Annotated in this window: 19 protein-coding genes; 15 read left to right on the forward strand and 4 right to left on the reverse strand. The window is 73.2% G+C overall.

Annotation, left to right across the window (positions count from 1 at the left end; all coding sequences use genetic code 11):
* Window positions 1–132 precede the first annotated feature (132 nt).
* The 5 genes from ACXKR8_RS40710 to ACXKR8_RS40730 are packed head-to-tail and all read left to right on the forward strand — an operon-like array spanning window position 133 to window position 4,893.
* Window positions 133–945 carry an MHYT domain-containing protein gene (locus ACXKR8_RS40710; protein WP_458269543.1) on the forward strand — a complete coding sequence of 271 codons (813 nt, stop codon included), beginning with the start codon at window positions 133–135 and terminating at the stop codon, window positions 943–945.
* A gap of 38 nt (window positions 946–983) precedes the next feature.
* A complete protein-coding gene (locus ACXKR8_RS40715) occupies window positions 984–3,482 on the forward strand; it encodes a sensor histidine kinase (protein WP_458269544.1) in 2,499 nt (832 codons plus the stop codon).
* A gap of 11 nt (window positions 3,483–3,493) precedes the next feature.
* Window positions 3,494–3,910, forward strand: a complete 417-nt coding sequence (locus ACXKR8_RS40720; RefSeq protein WP_458269545.1) for a roadblock/LC7 domain-containing protein — start codon at window positions 3,494–3,496, stop codon at window positions 3,908–3,910.
* Window positions 3,911–3,962: 52 nt separating this feature from the next.
* Window positions 3,963–4,310, forward strand: a complete 348-nt coding sequence (locus ACXKR8_RS40725; protein WP_458275215.1) for a DUF742 domain-containing protein — start codon at window positions 3,963–3,965, stop codon at window positions 4,308–4,310.
* The gene (locus ACXKR8_RS40730; RefSeq protein WP_458269546.1) at window positions 4,291–4,893 is read left to right on the forward strand and encodes a GTP-binding protein; all 603 of its coding nucleotides are present in this window, start codon (window positions 4,291–4,293) and stop codon (window positions 4,891–4,893) included. The genes ACXKR8_RS40725 and ACXKR8_RS40730 overlap by 20 nt, the downstream gene beginning before the upstream one ends.
* Window positions 4,894–4,935: 42 nt before the next feature.
* On the opposite strand, the gene ACXKR8_RS40735 is transcribed toward ACXKR8_RS40730, so the two are convergent.
* Together ACXKR8_RS40735 and ACXKR8_RS40740 are read right to left on the reverse strand one after the other, a co-directional pair.
* Entirely contained in the window at window positions 4,936–5,739 is an 804-nt protein-coding gene (locus tag ACXKR8_RS40735; RefSeq protein WP_458269547.1) for a lysophospholipid acyltransferase family protein, read from the reverse strand.
* Between the two features lie 159 nt (window positions 5,740–5,898).
* On the reverse strand, window positions 5,899–6,345 hold the full coding sequence (locus ACXKR8_RS40740) for a DUF4395 domain-containing protein (RefSeq protein WP_458269548.1): 447 nt from the start codon (window positions 6,343–6,345) through the stop codon (window positions 5,899–5,901).
* A gap of 178 nt (window positions 6,346–6,523) precedes the next feature.
* On the opposite strand from ACXKR8_RS40740, the gene ACXKR8_RS40745 reads away from it, so the two are divergent.
* The 5 genes from ACXKR8_RS40745 to ACXKR8_RS40765 all read left to right on the forward strand — a co-directional run bounded on the left by ACXKR8_RS40745 (window position 6,524) and on the right by ACXKR8_RS40765 (window position 11,563).
* The gene (locus ACXKR8_RS40745) at window positions 6,524–6,937 is read left to right on the forward strand and encodes a TlpA family protein disulfide reductase (RefSeq protein WP_458269549.1); all 414 of its coding nucleotides are present in this window, start codon (window positions 6,524–6,526) and stop codon (window positions 6,935–6,937) included.
* 225 nt (window positions 6,938–7,162) lie between these two features.
* On the forward strand, window positions 7,163–7,948 hold the full coding sequence (locus ACXKR8_RS40750; protein ID WP_458269550.1) for an electron transfer flavoprotein subunit beta/FixA family protein: 786 nt from the start codon (window positions 7,163–7,165) through the stop codon (window positions 7,946–7,948).
* A gap of 51 nt (window positions 7,949–7,999) precedes the next feature.
* Window positions 8,000–8,968: an electron transfer flavoprotein subunit alpha/FixB family protein gene (locus ACXKR8_RS40755; RefSeq protein WP_458269551.1), complete on the forward strand. Its 969-nt coding sequence runs from the start codon at window positions 8,000–8,002 to the stop codon at window positions 8,966–8,968.
* 90 nt (window positions 8,969–9,058) lie between these two features.
* Complete coding sequence (locus ACXKR8_RS40760; protein WP_458269552.1) at window positions 9,059–10,471, forward strand: acyl-CoA synthetase; 1,413 nt, start codon at window positions 9,059–9,061, stop codon at window positions 10,469–10,471.
* Window positions 10,472–10,555: 84 nt separating this feature from the next.
* On the forward strand, window positions 10,556–11,563 hold the full coding sequence (locus ACXKR8_RS40765; protein ID WP_458269553.1) for an NUDIX hydrolase: 1,008 nt from the start codon (window positions 10,556–10,558) through the stop codon (window positions 11,561–11,563).
* Here ACXKR8_RS40765 and ACXKR8_RS40770 read toward each other — a convergent pair.
* Both ACXKR8_RS40770 and ACXKR8_RS40775 read right to left on the reverse strand, forming a co-directional pair.
* A complete protein-coding gene (locus ACXKR8_RS40770) occupies window positions 11,530–11,883 on the reverse strand; it encodes a winged helix-turn-helix transcriptional regulator (protein ID WP_458269554.1) in 354 nt (117 codons plus the stop codon). The two genes, ACXKR8_RS40765 and ACXKR8_RS40770, sit on opposite strands and share 34 nt — an antisense overlap.
* Before the next feature lie 10 nt (window positions 11,884–11,893).
* Entirely contained in the window at window positions 11,894–12,394 is a 501-nt protein-coding gene (locus ACXKR8_RS40775; protein ID WP_458269555.1) for a DUF1990 family protein, read from the reverse strand.
* A 125-nt stretch (window positions 12,395–12,519) separates the two neighbouring features.
* On the opposite strand from ACXKR8_RS40775, the gene ACXKR8_RS40780 reads away from it, so the two are divergent.
* The 5 genes from ACXKR8_RS40780 (at window position 12,520) to ACXKR8_RS40800 (ending at window position 16,381) form a co-directional block, all read left to right on the forward strand.
* On the forward strand, window positions 12,520–13,251 hold the full coding sequence (locus ACXKR8_RS40780; RefSeq protein ID WP_462100721.1) for a DUF4184 family protein: 732 nt from the start codon (window positions 12,520–12,522) through the stop codon (window positions 13,249–13,251).
* Between the two features lie 62 nt (window positions 13,252–13,313).
* Window positions 13,314–14,528: a geranylgeranyl reductase family protein gene (locus tag ACXKR8_RS40785; protein WP_458275216.1), complete on the forward strand. Its 1,215-nt coding sequence runs from the start codon at window positions 13,314–13,316 to the stop codon at window positions 14,526–14,528.
* A gap of 76 nt (window positions 14,529–14,604) precedes the next feature.
* A complete protein-coding gene (locus ACXKR8_RS40790) occupies window positions 14,605–15,468 on the forward strand; it encodes a sensor histidine kinase (protein WP_462100049.1) in 864 nt (287 codons plus the stop codon).
* Window positions 15,435–15,716, forward strand: coding sequence for an ATP-binding protein (locus ACXKR8_RS40795; RefSeq protein WP_462100050.1), 282 nt, complete (start codon window positions 15,435–15,437; stop codon window positions 15,714–15,716). The genes ACXKR8_RS40790 and ACXKR8_RS40795 overlap by 34 nt, the downstream gene beginning before the upstream one ends.
* The gene (locus tag ACXKR8_RS40800) at window positions 15,716–16,381 is read left to right on the forward strand and encodes a response regulator transcription factor (RefSeq protein WP_458269558.1); all 666 of its coding nucleotides are present in this window, start codon (window positions 15,716–15,718) and stop codon (window positions 16,379–16,381) included. Before ACXKR8_RS40795 ends, ACXKR8_RS40800 begins: the two co-directional genes overlap by 1 nt.
* The last annotated feature ends 11 nt before the right edge of the window (window positions 16,382–16,392 follow it).

Consider the following 16,392-nt stretch of genomic DNA (forward strand, 5'->3'; position numbering starts at 1 on the left):
GTGGAATCGTCAATCTCCGCGTAATCGAGTGAATGCTCTCGGTAGCGTCCGCTGCGCCCGGCGGGTGCACTCCTGCCCCACCGGTCCAGGGTCGGGAGCAGTGGGGACGTAGCGATGGTCGCAATGACTGGCATGGGTGGTACGACTGAGCTGGGCTATGGCTGGCTCACCCCGGCACTCTCTTACACCATGGCCGTCGTCGGCTCCGCCCTCGGCCTGCGCTGCATGGTCCGGGCCGTCGCCGCGGACGGCCGCTCCCGCAGGAACTGGCTGATCACCGGGGCGTCCGCGATCGGCGTCGGCATCTGGACCATGCACTTCATCGCGATGCTCGGCTTCACCGTGGTCGGCACCGAGATCCGCTACGACGTGCCGCTCACCCTGCTCAGCCTGCTGGTGGCGATCCTCTTCGTCGGCGCGGGGGCCTTCGCCGTGGGCTACGGCCGGCACCGCGGCCGCTCGCTGCTCCTCGGCGGCCTCACCACCGGGCTGGGCGTCGCCGCCATGCACTACCTCGGCATGTACGCGTTGCGGCTGCACGGGACGGTCGGCTACCGGCCGGTGACCGTCGGGATCTCGGTGGCGATCGCGGTGGTGGCCGCCACCGCCGCGCTCTGGGCCGGGCTGAACGTCCGCGGCCCGCTGGCCGCGGGCGCGGCGTCGCTGGTGATGGGACTGGCCGTCAGCTCGATGCACTACACCGGGATGTACGCGGTGGTCATCGCCCTGCGGCCGGCCCAGCAGCCGCTCCCCGGCGCGACGGTGATGCAGTTCATCTTCCCGCTCGCGGTGGGCCTCGGCTCTGCCCTCTTCCTCACCTCGGCCTTCGTCGCCCTGTCACCCACGGTGCAGCAGCCCCCGGTGCAGCAGCCCCCGGCGGGCCACCCGGCGGGCCGCCCCGCGGCCGACCGGCCCGCTGCGCCGCGCTCCGCCGCCACCCGTTGACCCCCACCCGCCGTCCAGCTGCGAACAACGAGGTCGTGATGCGCCAACCCAGGGGAACCGTCCCCACCGGCCCGGACCGCCCAGCGCGCCCGCGCCCGGCCCACGCGGGGCCGCCCGCCGACGAGCGCGACGGGCTCCCGGCGACCCGCCCGTGGGCGGACCCGCCGGTGGACCCCGCCCCGGCGCCCCGTCCGCTCCGGTTCCGGCTGCGCCCCCGCACCGTCCGGGCCAGGATCGTGTCCCTGCTGATGGTGCCCGTCGTCTCGCTGATGGCCCTGTGGGGCTTCGCCACCGTCACCACCGCGCAGGACGTGGATGCCCTGGTCCGGCTCAAGCAGGTGGACACCCTGCTGCTGACGCCGGTCGATGGTGCGGTGACCGCGCTGCAGGCCGAACGCACCGCCGCCGCCGAGGAGGCCGCCGCCCCCGGTCCAGGGCGTGCGGACGCGCTGCGGGCCCGGGGCCGGGCCACCGACGCCGCGCTGACCACTCTGAACACCGACATCGCGATCGGCGCGGCCAACAACGCGGGCCTCGGCGCCGCCCTCCCGGCCCGGTTGGACGCCTTCAGCACCGCCGCCGCCGGACTGCCCGCGCTACGGGCCCGGGTCGCGGCGGGGCAGGCCGGCTGGGCGCAGACCCTGGCCGGCTACAACGGCGTGGTGGCCGCGGCCTTCGGCATCGACGGTGCGCTGAGCGGGGTGCGCAACACCGCCGTCGCCTCCGACCCGCGGGTGCTGCTGGAGCTCGCCCGCGCCCGCGACCTGCTGGCCAGGGAGGACGCCGCGGTGCAGTCCGCGCAGGCGGCCGGAGCGATGAGCGCGGCCCAGTACCAGGAGTTCACCGGCGCGGTCTACGGCCGCCCGGTCCTCGCCGACGCCGCGGTGCCCGACCTCCGCCCGGCGGACCGGGCCGCCTACCTGGCGGTCGAGCGGGGCCCTGCCGCCGCTGCCCTGCGCAGCCTGGAGGACGCCGTCCGCGCCACCGGCACCGGCAAGGGCCTCGCCCGCAGGGTGCCGACGGACCAGTGGGCCAGTGCCGCCGGCGACCTGGAGCGGCAGTACGCCGCGGTGGAGTCCGCCGCCGGCGCGGGCTCCGGCGCGGCCGCGGACCCGTACCGGCTCGGGGTGCTCACCAGGAACGGCGCCGCGGTGCTGTTCGGGCTGCTGGCGGTGCTGCTCTCGCTGCTGATCTCGGTCCGGATCGGCCGCCGGCTGGTGGTCGAGCTGGTCGACCTGCGCGACTCCGCGCTGGACCTCGCCGCCCGCCGGCTCCCCGAGGCCATGCGCAGGCTGCGCGCGGGCGAGGACGTGGACGTCGACGCCGAGGCGCCGCTGCCGGCCGCGGCCGAGGACGAGCTCGGCCAGGTCGGCGCGGCGCTGAACACCGTGCAGCGGGCCGCCCTGCAGGCGGCGGTGGAGCGGGCCGAGGTGATGTCCGGGGTCTCCGGGGTGTTCGTCAACCTGGCCCGGCGCAGCCAGGTCCTGGTGCACCGTCAGCTGGCGCTGCTGGACACCATGGAGCGCCGCACCGAGGACCCGGCCGAGCTGGAGGACCTGTTCCGGCTGGACCACCTCACCACCCGGATGCGCCGCCACGCCGAGGGCCTGATCATCCTCTCCGGAGCCGCGCCGGGACGGGCCTGGCGGCGCTCGGTGCCGCTGCTGGACGTGGTGCGCTCGGCGGTGGCCGAGGTCGAGGAGTACTCCCGGGTGGAGGTGCATCCGCTGCCCCGGGTGTCGGTGGTCGGCGCGGCCGTCGCCGACCTCACCCACCTGGTCGCCGAGCTGGTCGAGAACGCCACCAGCTTCTCCCCGCCGCACACCAAGGTGCTGGTCAGCGGCGAGCGGGTGGGCGCCGGTTATGCGCTGGACATCGAGGACCGCGGTCTCGGCATGAGCGCCGGAGCCGTCGCCGAGGCCAACCGCAGGATCGCCGAGGGCCAGCAGGCGGACCTGTTCGACAGCAACCAGCTCGGCCTGTTCGTGGTGAGCCGGCTGGCCCGCCGGCACGGGGTCCGGGTGTCCCTGCGCACCTCGCCGTACGGGGGGACGACGGCGGTGCTGCTGCTGCCCACGGCGATGCTGACCGCCGACGAGCCGGACCGCCGCACCGCGCCACGAGCGGTCCCCCCACTCACCCGCAGACCCGAGCCCGAGCCCGAGCCCGAACCCGAGCCGGAACTCGAGCTGGAGCCGGTGCCCAGGTCCGAGCGCCGCCCCGAACTGGTGGAGCCGCCGCCCGTGGTCCGAAGGGTCCCCGACCGCTCACCAGGTCCGTTCAGCACCGTCCAGACCCCCGCGGACGACGAACTCCCGCACCGGATCCGCCAGGCCAGCCTGGCCGCCCCGCTGCGCGAGGCCCCGGCCGGGGACGCCGAGGACCAGGACCTCACCACCGCGGCGGCCGGCCGCAGGCCCCTCAGCCCGGAGAGCGTCCGCGCCACCATGACCGCCATGGCGGACGGCTGGGCCCGCGGCCGTACCGCCGGACCCGCGCCGGTCCCCGTGCCGGCTGCCACCGACAGCCCCGAGTGAAGGAGAGACCCATGGTCGTCGCACTCCGCCAGACCGGCGAACTCAACTGGCTGCTGGACGAGTTCGTCTCCGGAGTCACCCGGGTGAGACATGCCGTGGTGCTCTCCAGGGACGGACTGCCGCTGGGCGCCTCCGCCTCGCTCAGCCGCGAGGACGGCGAACACCTCGCCGCCGTGGCCTCGGGCTTCCACAGCCTGGCCCGGGGCGCCGGGGACTACTTCGAGGCCGGCCGGGTCCGGCAGACCGTGGTCGAACTCGACGACGGCTTCCTCTTCGTGGTCGCCGCGGGCAACGGCAGCTGCCTGACCGTGTTCAGCGAGGTGGAGGCCGACGTCGGCCTGATCGCCTACGAGATGGCCCGCCTGGTCCAGCGGGTGGGCGAGCACCTCTCCAGCCCACCGCGCTCCGCCGCCCCGAAGGGGGGATGACCCCGTGCAGCACGGCTCCGAGCCCCGCTGGTACGACGACGACGCCGGGCCGATGGTCCGCCTCTACGCGCTGACCAGGGGCAGGACCCGGGGGAGCGGGGAGCTCTTCGACCTGATCGCGCTGATCTCCGCGGACACCCCCTACGGCAGGGACAGCCCCTACGGCCCCGAGGTCGGCCTCGCTCCCGAGGCGGCCGCCATCCTCGACCTCTGCCGGGACCAGCCCCAGTCCGTCGCGGAGATCGCCGCCGACTGCGACCTCCCGGTCGGCGTCATCCGGGTCCTGCTCGGAGACCTGCACGACGCCGGTCTGATTCACGTCGCCCGCCCGGTCCTGCCCACCATGCTCCCCAACGAGCGCATCCTCAGAGAAGTGATCAATGGCCTCCGCGCACTCTGACCGGCGACCCGACGACTCCGCCGGTCCCGACCTCACCCTGAAGATCCTGGTGGCGGGCGGCTTCGGCGTCGGCAAGACCACCCTGGTCGGCTCGGTCAGCGAGATCCGCCCGCTGCGCACCGAGGAGCGCCTCACCGAGGCCGGACGCGAGGTGGACGACACCGGTGGCGTGGAGCAGAAGACCACCACCACGGTGGCGATGGACTTCGGCCGGATCACCATCCGGCAGGGGCTCTCGCTCTACCTCTTCGGCACGCCCGGCCAGGACCGCTTCTGGTTCTTCTGGGACGAGCTGGCGCACGGCGCCCTCGGCGCGATCGTCCTCGCCGACACCCGCAGGCTGGAGGACTGCTTCCCCTCGGTGGACTACTTCGAGCGCCGGGCGATCCCGTTCGTGGTCGCCGTCAACTGCTTCCAGGGGGCACGCAGCCACGCCGCCGAGAAGGTGGCCCTGGCGCTGGACCTGGACGCCGGGACCCCGGTGCTGCTCTGCGACGCCAGGGACCGCGACTCGGGGAAGAAGGTCCTGGTCACCCTGGTGGAGCACGCCAGCCGCCGACACTCGGCCCGACTGCTGGCCTGACCCCGGGCGCTCAGCCCTGCTCGGCCTCAGCCCTGCTCGGCCTCAGCCCTGCTCGGCCGCTGCCTTGGCGTCGGCCTCGGCCTTGGCCGCCCGGCGGGCCGCCTTCTCCGCCGACTCCTTCTCGTCCTCGGCCTCGGCGACCTCCAGCGTCGGCGCGGTGCCGCCCAGGTGCGCGGGCAGCCACCAGGTGTCGTCCGGGCCGCTGGGGGCGTCCGGGTAGTTGGCCTGGGCGCGGTCGATCAGCTCGGTCATCGCCGCCCGCAGCCGCCGGGTCACCATCACCGGCTTGTCCTCGGGGGTGAGGTGGATCGGCTCGCCGATGATGATGGTGACCGGGGTGTGACGACGGGTCAGCGTCTTCGGGCGGCCCTTGGTCCAGAGTCGCTGGGTGCCCCACACCGCCATCGGCAGCAGCGGGACGCCGGCGTCCGCGGCCATCCGGGCCGCGCCGGTCTTGAACTTCTTCAGCACGAACGAACGGCTGATGGTGGCCTCGGGGAAGACCCCGACCACCTCGCCCGCCCGGAGCGCCGCGACCGCGGTCTCATAGGCGGGCTGGCCGTCCGAGCGGTCCACCGGGATGTGCCTCATGCCGCGCATCAGCGGCCCGGAGATCCGGTGCCGGAAGACGTCGTCCTTGGCCATGAAGCGGGTCTTGCGCTTGCCGGCCTTGAGCGCGCCCCAGCCGGCAAAGATGAAGTCCAGGTAGCTGACGTGATTGCTGACCAGCACGGCACCGCCGGTACGCGGGACGTTGTCCGCGCCGATGATCTCGATCTTCAGGTCCAGGGCGCGGAACAGCGTCCGTGCGGTCCCGATGATCGGCGGGTACACGAGATCGGCCACGATCAGTCCTCACTGCCCAGGGCTGAGTCGCCCGCTTCGACGGTATGTCGATGTATCGTCCCTCGCTCGCCAGTGCTGTGTCACTCCGGGTAGCACCGGTATTCGAAAGACCGCGGTCACATCGCCGGGGCCCACCCTACTGTTCGGATCTGAGCGGACCTACCGCCCGGCCGGACGCACCCGGTCCTCTCCCAGCCGGAGCAGCAGGTAGACCTCGCAGCCGAGGCAGTAGCCGAAGGCCGCGTTGAGGAAAGCGGCCGCCAGCGCCAGGCCGGTCGCGGCGATGCCGAGCCAGGTGGTCCCGGTGAGGTAACCCAGCGTGCCGATCAGGGCGAAGCCGAAGCCGATCCCCTGGGCGAACCGCGGCGGCGCCGCGGCCTCCAGTTCGACCGGCGGCTGCAGTCGTGGGCGAACGAACCGGCGGTAGAGCCAGCCGTAGGGCGAACGTCCGAGCCCGGCGAAGGCGCCGATCGCGAAGACCAGGGTCTGCGCGGCGAGCAGCCAGCCGCTGCCGGTGATCAGGACGACCGCCAGCACCACACTGGTCAGGGTCGCGGCGAAGCGCGGGCCGCGCGGGTCGATGGCGGCAGGGGTGGGTGAGGACATGGCGGACTCCAGACGGAAAAGGAACACAAGGGGGGTTCGCGGAGGCTGGTCAGCGACAGCGCGAGGCCACGGCGCGGCACAGGTCGATGACCAGGCGCCGGGTGAGTACGCCCCCGGAGGAGTCCATAGAGCGAATGGTACGCGCGCTTCCGCACCGCGAGGGCGCATGCTTGTTCCCATGACTGGACTGGTGGTGTGCCTGGCGGTACTGGCGCTCTCGGGCGCTTACGGCCTGCTGCGCGCACGTCGTGGTGGGAGGTTGCGGGTGCGCGGGCGCGACGGCGGAGTACGGCTCAACGCGCAGGACCTGGGGGCGGAGCTGGGGGAGCGGGCCACCCTGGTGCAGTTCTCCTCGGCGTTCTGCCAGCCCTGCCGGGCGACCAAGCGGGTGCTCGGCGAGGTCGCCGGCATGGTCGAGGGGGTGGCCCATGTCGAGATCGACGCGGAGTCCCAGCTCGACCTGGTGCGCCGGCTGGACATCCTGCGCACCCCCACCGTGCTGGTGCTGGACGCCCGGGGCGACCTGGTCCGCCGCGCCGTCGGCCAGCCGCGCCGCGCGGACGTGATCGCGGCGCTCGGCGAGGCGGTCTGAACCGGTCAATAGGTGCAACGTCACAGTGACTCGGAGTTGCGGCGTGCATCACGATGCACTTGCGTGAGGGAGTATGGGGCGACGGTGGGCGACCAGGGTCTGGCTGCCCGCCGCAGCGGCAGAGGGACCCGCGTCGGGGCGTAAGCTACTGACGGGTAGCCGGGACGCACCGCCCCTTGCCCTACGCAACAGTTGCCGGACGTGACCAGTAACAGGAGACAGGCCGTGAGCTTGAGGATCGTAGTCTGTGTGAAGTACGTGCCCGATGCGACGGGCGACCGTCGTTTCGCCGACGACCACACCACCGACCGGGATTCCGTTGACGGACTCCTCTCGGAGCTGGACGAGTACGGCGTCGAGCAGGCGCTGAAGATCGCCGAGGCCTCCGGCGACGCCGAGGTCACCGTGCTCACGGTCGGCCCCGACGACGCCAAGGACGCCCTGCGCAAGGCACTGTCCATGGGCGCCGACAAGGCCGTGCACGTGAACGACGACGACATCCACGGCACCGACGTGATCGGCACCTCGGCGATCCTCGCCAAGGCGATCGAGCAGACCGGCTTCGACCTGGTCGTCTGCGGCATGGCCTCGACCGACGGCACCATGGGCGTCATCCCGGCGCTGCTCGCCGAGCGCCTCGGCGTCCCGCAGGTCACCCTGCTCTCCGAGGTCAGCGTCGAGAACGGCACGGTCAAGGGCCGCCGCGACGGCGACACCGCCACCGAGCTGCTGGAGGCCTCGCTTCCGGCCGTGATCTCGGTGACCGACCAGTCCGGCGAGGCCCGCTACCCCTCCTTCAAGGGGATCATGGCCGCCAAGAAGAAGCCGGTGCAGGCCCTGGACCTGGACGACCTGGGCATCGAGGCGGACCAGGTCGGCCTCGGCGGCTCCTGGACCGCGGTCGAGAGCGCCACCGCCCGTCCGGCCCGCACCGCCGGCACCATCGTCAAGGACGAGGGCGAGGGCGGCAAGGCCCTGGCTGAGTTCCTCGCCGCGCAGAAGTTCATCTGAGCCCAGCGCTCACGACATCTTTCACCACTGAGATTTTTGGAGAGCTGAGCAATGGGTGAAGTCCTCGTCCTGGTCGACCACGTGGACGGTGCCGTCCGCAAGCCGACCCTCGAACTGCTGACGCTGGCCCGCCGGATCGGCGAGCCCTCGGCGGTCCTCCTCGGCGCCGGTTCCGCCGCCGCCGACCTCGCCGCCAAGCTCGGCGAGTACGGCGCCGCCACGGTCTACACCGCCGACGCCGCCGAGTTCGCCGACTACCTGGTCGTCCCCAAGGTGGACGCCCTGGAGCAGATCGCCAAGGCCGGCAGCCCCGCCGCCGTCCTGGTCACCTCCTCCGGTGAGGGCAAGGAGATCGCCGCCCGCCTCGCGCTGCGCCTCGGCTCCGGTGTGATCACCGACGCCGTGGACGTCACCGCGGGCGACGACGGCCCGATCGCCACCCAGGCGGCCTTCGCCGCCTCCTTCACCACCACCTCGCGGGTCTCCCGCGGCGTGCCGGTGATCACGGTCAAGCCGAACGCCACCGGCCCCGAGACCGCGCCGGCCGCCGGCGCGGTGCAGCAGGTCGAGGTCGCCTTCGGCGCCGCCTCGACCGGCACCAAGGTCACCTCGCGCACCCCGCGGGTCTCCACCGGCCGTCCCGAGCTGACCGAGGCCGCGATCGTGGTCTCCGGCGGCCGCGGCGTCGGCGCGGCCGAGGGCTTCGGCGTGGTCGAGGCGCTGGCCGACTCGCTCGGCGCGGCGGTCGGCGCGAGCCGCGCCGCGGTCGACGCCGGCTGGTACCCGCACAGCAACCAGGTCGGCCAGACCGGCAAGCAGGTCTCGCCGCAGCTCTACGTCGCCAACGGCATCTCCGGTGCGATCCAGCACCGGGCCGGGATGCAGACCTCGAAGACCATCGTCGCCGTCAACAAGGACGCCGAGGCGCCGATCTTCGAGCTCGCGGACTTCGGCGTGGTCGGCGACCTGTTCAACGTCCTCCCGCAGCTCACTGACGAGGTCAAGGCGCGGAAGGGATAACCCGTTCTGGGTGGGGCGCGGGGAACTGGTGCGGGTGGGTTTCGCGCAGTTCCCCGCGCCCCTGTGGGGTTTGCCGGGTTATCGGGGAGGGTGAACTTGCTGCTCAAGGCGCTTGACGGGTCGCAGGACCGTGCCGACGCGGTGTCCGTCGACGGGACGACGTTGTCGCGGGAGCAACTGCTCTCCGCGGCCGGGGCGGTGGCGGCGCGGATCGCCGGGGCGCCCGCGCTGGCCGTGCTGGCCAGGCCCTCCATCGAGACCGTGGTGGCCACCGTCGCCGGGCTGCTGGCCGGAGTTCCGGTGGTGCCGGTGCCGCCGGACGCCGGGCCCAAGGAGCGGGCGCACATCCTGGGCGACTCCGGCGCACCCCTGCTCGCCGTCACCGCCGCCGACCGGGACACCGACGGCTGCGGCGCGACCCTGCTGACGGTCGATCCGACCGAGCGTGGCGAGGCCCCCGCCGAGCCCGCCGACCAGAGCCGCACCGCCTTCCTGCTCTACACCTCCGGCACCACCGGCGCGCCCAAGGGCGTGGTGATCAGCCGTCGCGCGGTCGCCGCCGGCCTGGACGGCCTCGCCGAAGCCTGGGCCTGGACCCCGGCCGACACCCTGGTGCACGGCCTGCCGCTGTTCCACGTCCACGGCCTGATCCTGGGTGTGCTCGGCCCGCTGCGGATCGGCGGCCGCCTGCGCCACACCGGCCGCCCCACCTCCGAGGCCTACGCGGCGGCCGGCGGCACCCTCTACTTCGGCGTCCCCACCGTCTGGTCCCGGATCGCCGCCGACGTCCCCGCCGCCAAAGCCCTCGCCTCCGCCCGCCTCCTGGTGTCCGGCAGCGCCCCGCTCCCGGTCCCGGTGTTCGAGCAGCTCAAAGCACTGACCGGCCAATCACCGGTCGAGCGCTACGGCATGACCGAGACCCTGATCACCCTCAGCACCCGCGCGGACGGCGAGCGCCGCCCCGGCAGCGTCGGCCTGCCGCTGCCGGGCGTCCGCACCCGACTGGTCGCCGAGAACGGCGACGCCGTCCCGCACGACGCCGAGAGCCTGGGAGAGCTGCAGGTCAGCGGCCCGACCCTGAGCGACGGCTACCTGGGCCGCCCCGACGCCGATGCGGAGACCCGCACCGCCGACGGCTGGTTCCGCACCGGGGACGTGGCCGTGATCGGCCCGGACGGCTTCCACCGGATCGTCGGCCGGGCCTCGGTCGACCTGATCAAGAGCGGCGGCTTCCGGATCGGCGCCGGCGAGGTCGAGGCCGCGCTCCGGGACCACCCGGCCGTGCTGGACGCCGCGGTGGTGGGCGCCCCCGACGCCGACCTCGGCCAAACCGTGGTGGCCTTCGTGATCCCCCGGGGACCGGTCACCGGCGAGCAGCTGACAGCGTTCGTCGCCGAACGGCTCTCGGTCCACAAGCGCCCCCGCCGGGTGCTCCTGGTGGACGACCTCCCGCGCAACGCTCTCGGCAAGGTCCTCAAGCAGCAGCTGCTCCAACAGCTGTGACCCGGACTGGCCGGGAATGCACCCTCGACGGTCGGCCGCCCACTCTGCGTACGATGCTGCGAGCAGTCGGCGAACAGGGGCGGCGTGTCACAGGGCAGTGCGATCGTCTGGGTCAACGGGGCATTCGGCGCCGGAAAGACCACTACGGCACGGGAGTTGCAGGCGCTGATTCCCGGGAGCACGGTGTTCGACCCGGAGTCGGTCGGGACGTTTCTCGGCCATCTGCTGCCCCCGGCGGAGTTCGCCGCGGTCTCGGACTTCCAGGATCTCGCCGCCTGGCGCCGACTCGTCCCGGAGGCCGCCGCGGCGATGCTGGCGCAGCGCCCCGGCACGCTGGTCGTCCCGATGACGCTGCTGCGCGAGGACTACCGGGACGAGATCTTCGGTGCGCTGGCCGCCCGCAGGATCCCGGTGCACCACCTGCTCCTACACGCTGAGGAAACGATCCTGCGCAAACGGATCGGCCAGTGGCGACTCGAGCACCTGGACGCCTACCAACGGGCCCGGCGCTGGCTCGAGCAGGACGCCGTGGCGGTGGACACCACCGAGCTGACGCCACGTCAATCCGCAGAGAGAATCGCCGAGATCGTCCGCTCCGGGGCGGCCCGCTGCCAGATCGTCCAGGACCCGGTCTCCAGCCGGGACACCCTGGCCGCCGCCGTGCTGCTCTTCGACGACCAGGACCGCGTCCTCCTGGTCGACCCGGTCTACAAGCCCGGCTGGGAGTTCCCCGGCGGCGTGGTCGAGGACGGCGAGGCGCCGACCGCCGCCGCCGTCCGTGAGGTGATCGAGGAGCTCGGCCTGCGGCTCGACCCGTCCCGGCTGCGGCTGCTGGTCTCCGACTGGGAGCCGCACCGGGGCCCGCGCTCGGGCGGGATGCGGCTGGTCTTCGACGGCGGACGACTGACCGCGGCCCAGCGGGCCGACCTGATCCTGCCGGACGCCGAACTGCGCGCCTGGCGCTTCGTCAGCGAGGCCGAGTCGGCCGAGCTGCTGCCGGAGAACAAGCGCAACCGCTTGGCCGCCGCGCTCCGCGCCCGGGAAGCAGGCGAGCAGCGCTACCTGGAGGCCGGCGAACCGGCCCCGTTCTGAACCTCGGCCAGATGGGCCTCGGCCCAGCTGCCCAGCGCCTCCAGAGCAGGCTCCAGCGCTTGCCCCGCCGCCGTGAGCCGGTAGTTGACACCCAACGGCGGACCCGGCACGACCTCGCGCACCAGCAGGCCCGCCATCGACAGCTCGGTCAGCCGGTCCGAGAGCATCCGTTCGCTGATACCGGGAATGGACCGGCGCAGCTCGGCGAACCTCGCCTCGCCCTGCAGCAGCACGGCCAGGACCAGCCCGGTCCAACGCTTGCCCAGCAGCGCGAAGACGCGGGTCAGTGCTTCGCCTGCGCCCGTGCATTCCTGTGCCATGGGTTCGATGCTACTTGCTGGCCGCCCGGGCGAACCGACGCATGACCTGCCCGCACCGCCGCACATAGAGCTTCTGGAACAGCGGGACCAGCGGCCCGCCCGCCCGGGTGAACCAGCGGTCCGGACGGCTGAAGGCATTGACGGTGAACCACACCTCCCCCTGCTCCAGCTGCACCAGGAAGCCCTCCTCACCGCACTCGGGGTGCCCGGGCAGGGTGCCGTAGCCGAATCCGGCCTCGCTCGCCGAGTCCACCGCCCAGACGACCGCGCACGGGGCGGCCAGAAAACCCATCCGCACCGTCACCCGGACCCCCGGAGCGGCCCGATCAGCGTCGGCACGGGGCCTGACCCCGACCGCCCGGTGCAGCCGCCAGGTCAGCACCGCCTCCCCAGCCGCGGCGAAGACCTCGGGCCCGCTGCCCAAACGCACCCGGCGGTGCACCTCTGCATACCCGTCCGGCAGCGAACCGGAACGAGTGGCGCCAATCTCACGATACGTAAAGGGCTCCATTCCACCGGAGCCTACTGCCGCGCCGCCGGCCGCCGAACCCGGCAGGATGGCCCTGTGCCCTTCACCTTCAGCCACCCCGCTGCCGTCCTCCCCTCCTGGCCGGCGGCCGCGGGCGGGGACCGCTGATCGCGTCCGCGCTGGTGGCCGGTTCGCTCGCACCCGACCTGCCGTTCTTCGCCGACAGCCTGCTGCCCGGAAGCTACGGCCTGGGCGACGCCACCCACAGCCCCTGGGCGGTGCCCACCGTGAACGTCGTCCTCGCCGCCGGGCTGGTCGCCGGCTGGCACGGGCTGCTGCGGGAACCCCTGGTGGCCCTGCTCCCGGCCCCCTGGGCCGACCGCGCCGACACGCTCTCCGCCCCCCGCCGCAAGCCCGGCACCCACACCTGGCAGGACGCCGCCTGGTTCGCCGGCTCCGCCGCGATCGGCGCGGCCACCCACCTCGGCTGGGACGCCTTCACCCACCACGGACGCGCCGGAGTCCGGCGCTTCCCGGTCCTGAACCGCGAGATCCTCGGCATGCCCGGCTACCAGGCACTCCAATGGAGCACTTCCGCCATCGGCCTGGGCCTCCTCGCCACCAAAGCCGCCCGCACCCTGCGCGACACCCCGGCCGAACCCAGCCCCGTCCTCCCCACCAGCACCAGGCGCCGAGGTACCGCCCTCATCGCCGCCGCCACCCTCACCGGTGCCCTGCACCGCGGCCTGCGCGACGTGACGGGCCGTCCGAGCGCGTCCCAACTGGTCGCCGTCGCCTCCTTCGGCGGAGGCGCGGGCGCCGCGGTCGGCGCCGTCCTGCACGCCGTCAGCACTCGGCTGACGGCCCGCAGCATGATCCGGCCTCCCACTGCCCCGTAAGATGGGGAAGCGTGACGCAGACCCAGGGCCCCAGCGGCGACCAGCCCCCGTCGATCGACGAGCTGACCAGCAATGAGTTCACCGACGACGAACTGAGCGGTGTGTGGGACGTGGTGGTCGTCGGCGCCGGACCGGCCGGGGCCTCCGCCGCCCACGCCGCCGCCTCCGCCATCACCGCCACCGGCGCGGCGCCCAGGGTGCTGCTGCTCGACAAGGCGGCCCCGCCCCGCTACAAGACCTGCGGCGGCGGCATCATCGGCCCCTCCCGCGACGCGCTCCCGCCCGGCTTCGTGCTGCCGCTCAGGGACCGGGTGCACGCCATCACCTTCTCCCTCGACGGCAAGCTGCAGCGCACCCGACGCTCCAAGCGGATGCTGTTCGGCCTGATCAACCGGGACGAGTTCGACCAGCAGTTGGTCCAGTGCGCCGAGAAGGCCGGCGCGGTCCTGGCCACCGGCGTCACCGTCACCGGCGTCCAGGAGAACACCGACGACCACGCCGTCCTGACCCTGCAGGACGGCCGCACCGTCACCGCCCGCGCCGTGGTCGGCGCGGACGGCAGCGCCGGACGGGTCGGCGCCCACGTCGGCGTCAGCTTCGAGCAGGTGGACCTGGGCCTGGAAGCCGAGATCCCGGTGCCCCCCAGCGTCGCCGCGGCCTGGTCCGGGCGGGTCCTGCTGGACTGGGGCGGCAGGATCCCCGGCTCCTACGGCTGGGTCTTCCCCAAGGGCGACAGCCTCACCGTCGGCGTCATCGCCGCCCGCGGCCAGGGCGCGGAGACCCGCGCCTACCTCAAGGAGTTCATCCGCAGGCTCGGCCTGTCCGGATTCACCCCCTCGATCGAGTCGGGCCACCTCACCCGCTGCCGCTCCGAGGACTCCCCCCTCGCCAAGGGCCGGGTCCTGGTGGCCGGCGACGCCGCGGGCCTGCTGGAGCCGTGGACCCGCGAGGGCATCTCCTACGCCCTGCGCTCCGGACGGCTCGCGGGGGAGTGGGCCGCCAAACTCGCGGCCGCGGCCGACCCCACCGACGTCCGCCGCCAGGCCCTCAACTACAGCTTCGCCATCAAGGCAGGCCTGGGCGTGGAGATGCGCACCGGCCGCAAGCTGATGACCGCCTTCGAACGCCGCCCCCAGGCGTTCCACGTCGCCGCGGTGGGCCTGCGCCCGGCCTGGAAGGCCTTCGCCCGCGTGGTCCAGGGCCACACCACCTTCGCCGGCCTCACCCGCGAACACGGCCTCGGCCGCCAAACCGTGGACCTCCTCACCCGCCGCTGAGTACTCCCCAGGGAGTACCCCCACCGCCCCCACCCGACGGACGCCCAAGCACGCTCGGATGACCTAACGTGCAGGAATGGACCACCCGAGAGCCCGCGGCCGGCACCTGCTCGCCGTCGTCGCCATCGCGCTGATCCAGCTGGGCGGCACCCACATCGCCCAACGCGGGCAGCCGGGCCGGCACCAGCTGGACCAGCTCGGCTATGCCCTGCTGCTCCTCGGGCCGGCCCTGCTGCTGCTCCGCAACCGCTTCCCGCTCCCCGTCTGCCTGGGCACCACCGCCGTCGCCGGGGCCTACCTGCTAGCCGGCTACGCCTACGGCCCGGTCTTCCTCAGCGTCATCGTCGGCTTCGTCACCGCGGTCCTCACCGGCCACCGCCGAGGCGCCTGGCTGGCCCTCACCGGCCTCTACCTCACCCTCACCCTCACCAGCTTCCGCGGCTGGCAGGCCCTCGGCCTCCTAGCCTGGCTACTGCTCCTCGCCCTCGCGGCCGAAGTGATCCGCAACAAAGCGGACCAGCGCGAACAGCGCCGCCAGGCCCGCGCCGAACGCGAACAGCGGATCGCCGACGAGCAGCGCATCACCATCGCCCGCGAACTGCACGACGTCCTCGCCCACAGCATCTCGCTGATCAACATCCAAGCGGGCGTAGCCCTGGAACTCCTCGACGGCGACCCCGAACAGGCCCGCACCGCACTGACCACCATCAAACAAACCAGCAAAGAGGCCCTCGGCGAGGTCCGCCAAGTCCTCGGCACCCTCCGCACCCCCGGCAGCACCGCCCCCCGCCTCCCCGCCCCAGGCCTCGCCCGCCTCCCCGAACTGATCTCCCAGGCCCGCACCGCCGGACTCACCGTCACCCTCCACACCCACGGCACCCCCGCCCGCTGCCCCAAGGCATCGAGTTGGCCGCCTTCCGCATCGTCCAGGAAGCGCTGACCAACGTCATCCGCCACTCCTCAGCCCGCACCGCCGAAGCCGACATCCACTACACCCCCCACGCCCTCACCCTGGACCTGCGCGACCCAGGCCCCCTCTCCGCCACCGGCGGCCCCCGGGCCGGCGGCTCCGGCAGCGGCCTCACCGGCATGCGCGAACGCGTCGCCGCCCTTGGCGGCAACCTGACAGCCGCCCCCAGCGCCACCGGCTTCCACGTCCACGCCGAACTACCGCTCCAGGAGCCCTGATGATCAGCGTCCTCCTCGCCGACGACCAACTCCTGGTCCGCGCGGGCTTCCGCTCCCTCCTGGACGCCCAGCCCGACATCGAGGTGGTCGCCGAAGCCGACGACGGCCGAGCCGCCCTCGCCCTCGCCCGCGAACACCTCCCCGACGTCGTCCTGATGGACATCAGAATGCCCACCCTGGACGGCCTCGCCGCCACCCGCCTGATCTCCTCGGACCCGACCCTCGCCGCCACCAAAGTAGTAGTCCTCACCACTTTCGAACTGGACGAGTACGTCTTCGAAGCCCTGCGCTCCGGCGCCGCCGGCTTCCTGGTCAAGGACACCGAACCAGCGGACCTGGTCCGCGCCGTCCGCGCGGTCCACAACGGCGACGGCCTGCTCTCCCCAGGCGTGACCGCCCGCCTCATCGCCGAGTTCGCCACCCGCTCCAAACAACCCGAACAGTCGACACCCCTCGCCCCGCTGACCGACCGTGAACGCGAAGTAGTAGCTCTCGTCGGCCTCGGCCTGTCCAACCACGAGATCGCCGGCCGCCTGGTCGTCAGCCCACTCACCGCGAAGACCCACGTCAGCCGCGCGATGGTGAAACTCGGCGCCCGCGACCGGGCCCAGCTGGTGGTCCTCGCCTACGAGTCCGGCCTGGTCCGCCCCGGCTGGCTGGGCTGACGGGATAATCT

The sequence above is a fragment of the Streptacidiphilus sp. PAMC 29251 genome (assembly GCF_054208735.2).

Coding starts and splice junctions, on each gene's coding strand:
- ACXKR8_RS40775 (WP_458269555.1), bottom strand. CDS start 12,394: ATGGAGCCCTTTACGTATCGTGAGATTGGCGCCACTCGTTCCGGTTCG.
- ACXKR8_RS40790 (WP_462100049.1), top strand. CDS start 14,605: ATGGACCACCCGAGAGCCCGCGGCCGGCACCTGCTCGCCGTCGTCGCC.
- ACXKR8_RS40745 (WP_458269549.1), top strand. CDS start 6,524: ATGACTGGACTGGTGGTGTGCCTGGCGGTACTGGCGCTCTCGGGCGCT.
- ACXKR8_RS40770 (WP_458269554.1), bottom strand. CDS start 11,883: ATGGCACAGGAATGCACGGGCGCAGGCGAAGCACTGACCCGCGTCTTC.
- ACXKR8_RS40715 (WP_458269544.1), top strand. CDS start 984: ATGCGCCAACCCAGGGGAACCGTCCCCACCGGCCCGGACCGCCCAGCG.
- ACXKR8_RS40730 (WP_458269546.1), top strand. CDS start 4,291: ATGGCCTCCGCGCACTCTGACCGGCGACCCGACGACTCCGCCGGTCCC.
- ACXKR8_RS40740 (WP_458269548.1), bottom strand. CDS start 6,345: ATGTCCTCACCCACCCCTGCCGCCATCGACCCGCGCGGCCCGCGCTTC.
- ACXKR8_RS40725 (WP_458275215.1), top strand. CDS start 3,963: ATGGTCCGCCTCTACGCGCTGACCAGGGGCAGGACCCGGGGGAGCGGG.
- ACXKR8_RS40720 (WP_458269545.1), top strand. CDS start 3,494: ATGGTCGTCGCACTCCGCCAGACCGGCGAACTCAACTGGCTGCTGGAC.
- ACXKR8_RS40710 (WP_458269543.1), top strand. CDS start 133: ATGGGTGGTACGACTGAGCTGGGCTATGGCTGGCTCACCCCGGCACTC.
- ACXKR8_RS40800 (WP_458269558.1), top strand. CDS start 15,716: ATGATCAGCGTCCTCCTCGCCGACGACCAACTCCTGGTCCGCGCGGGC.
- ACXKR8_RS40755 (WP_458269551.1), top strand. CDS start 8,000: ATGGGTGAAGTCCTCGTCCTGGTCGACCACGTGGACGGTGCCGTCCGC.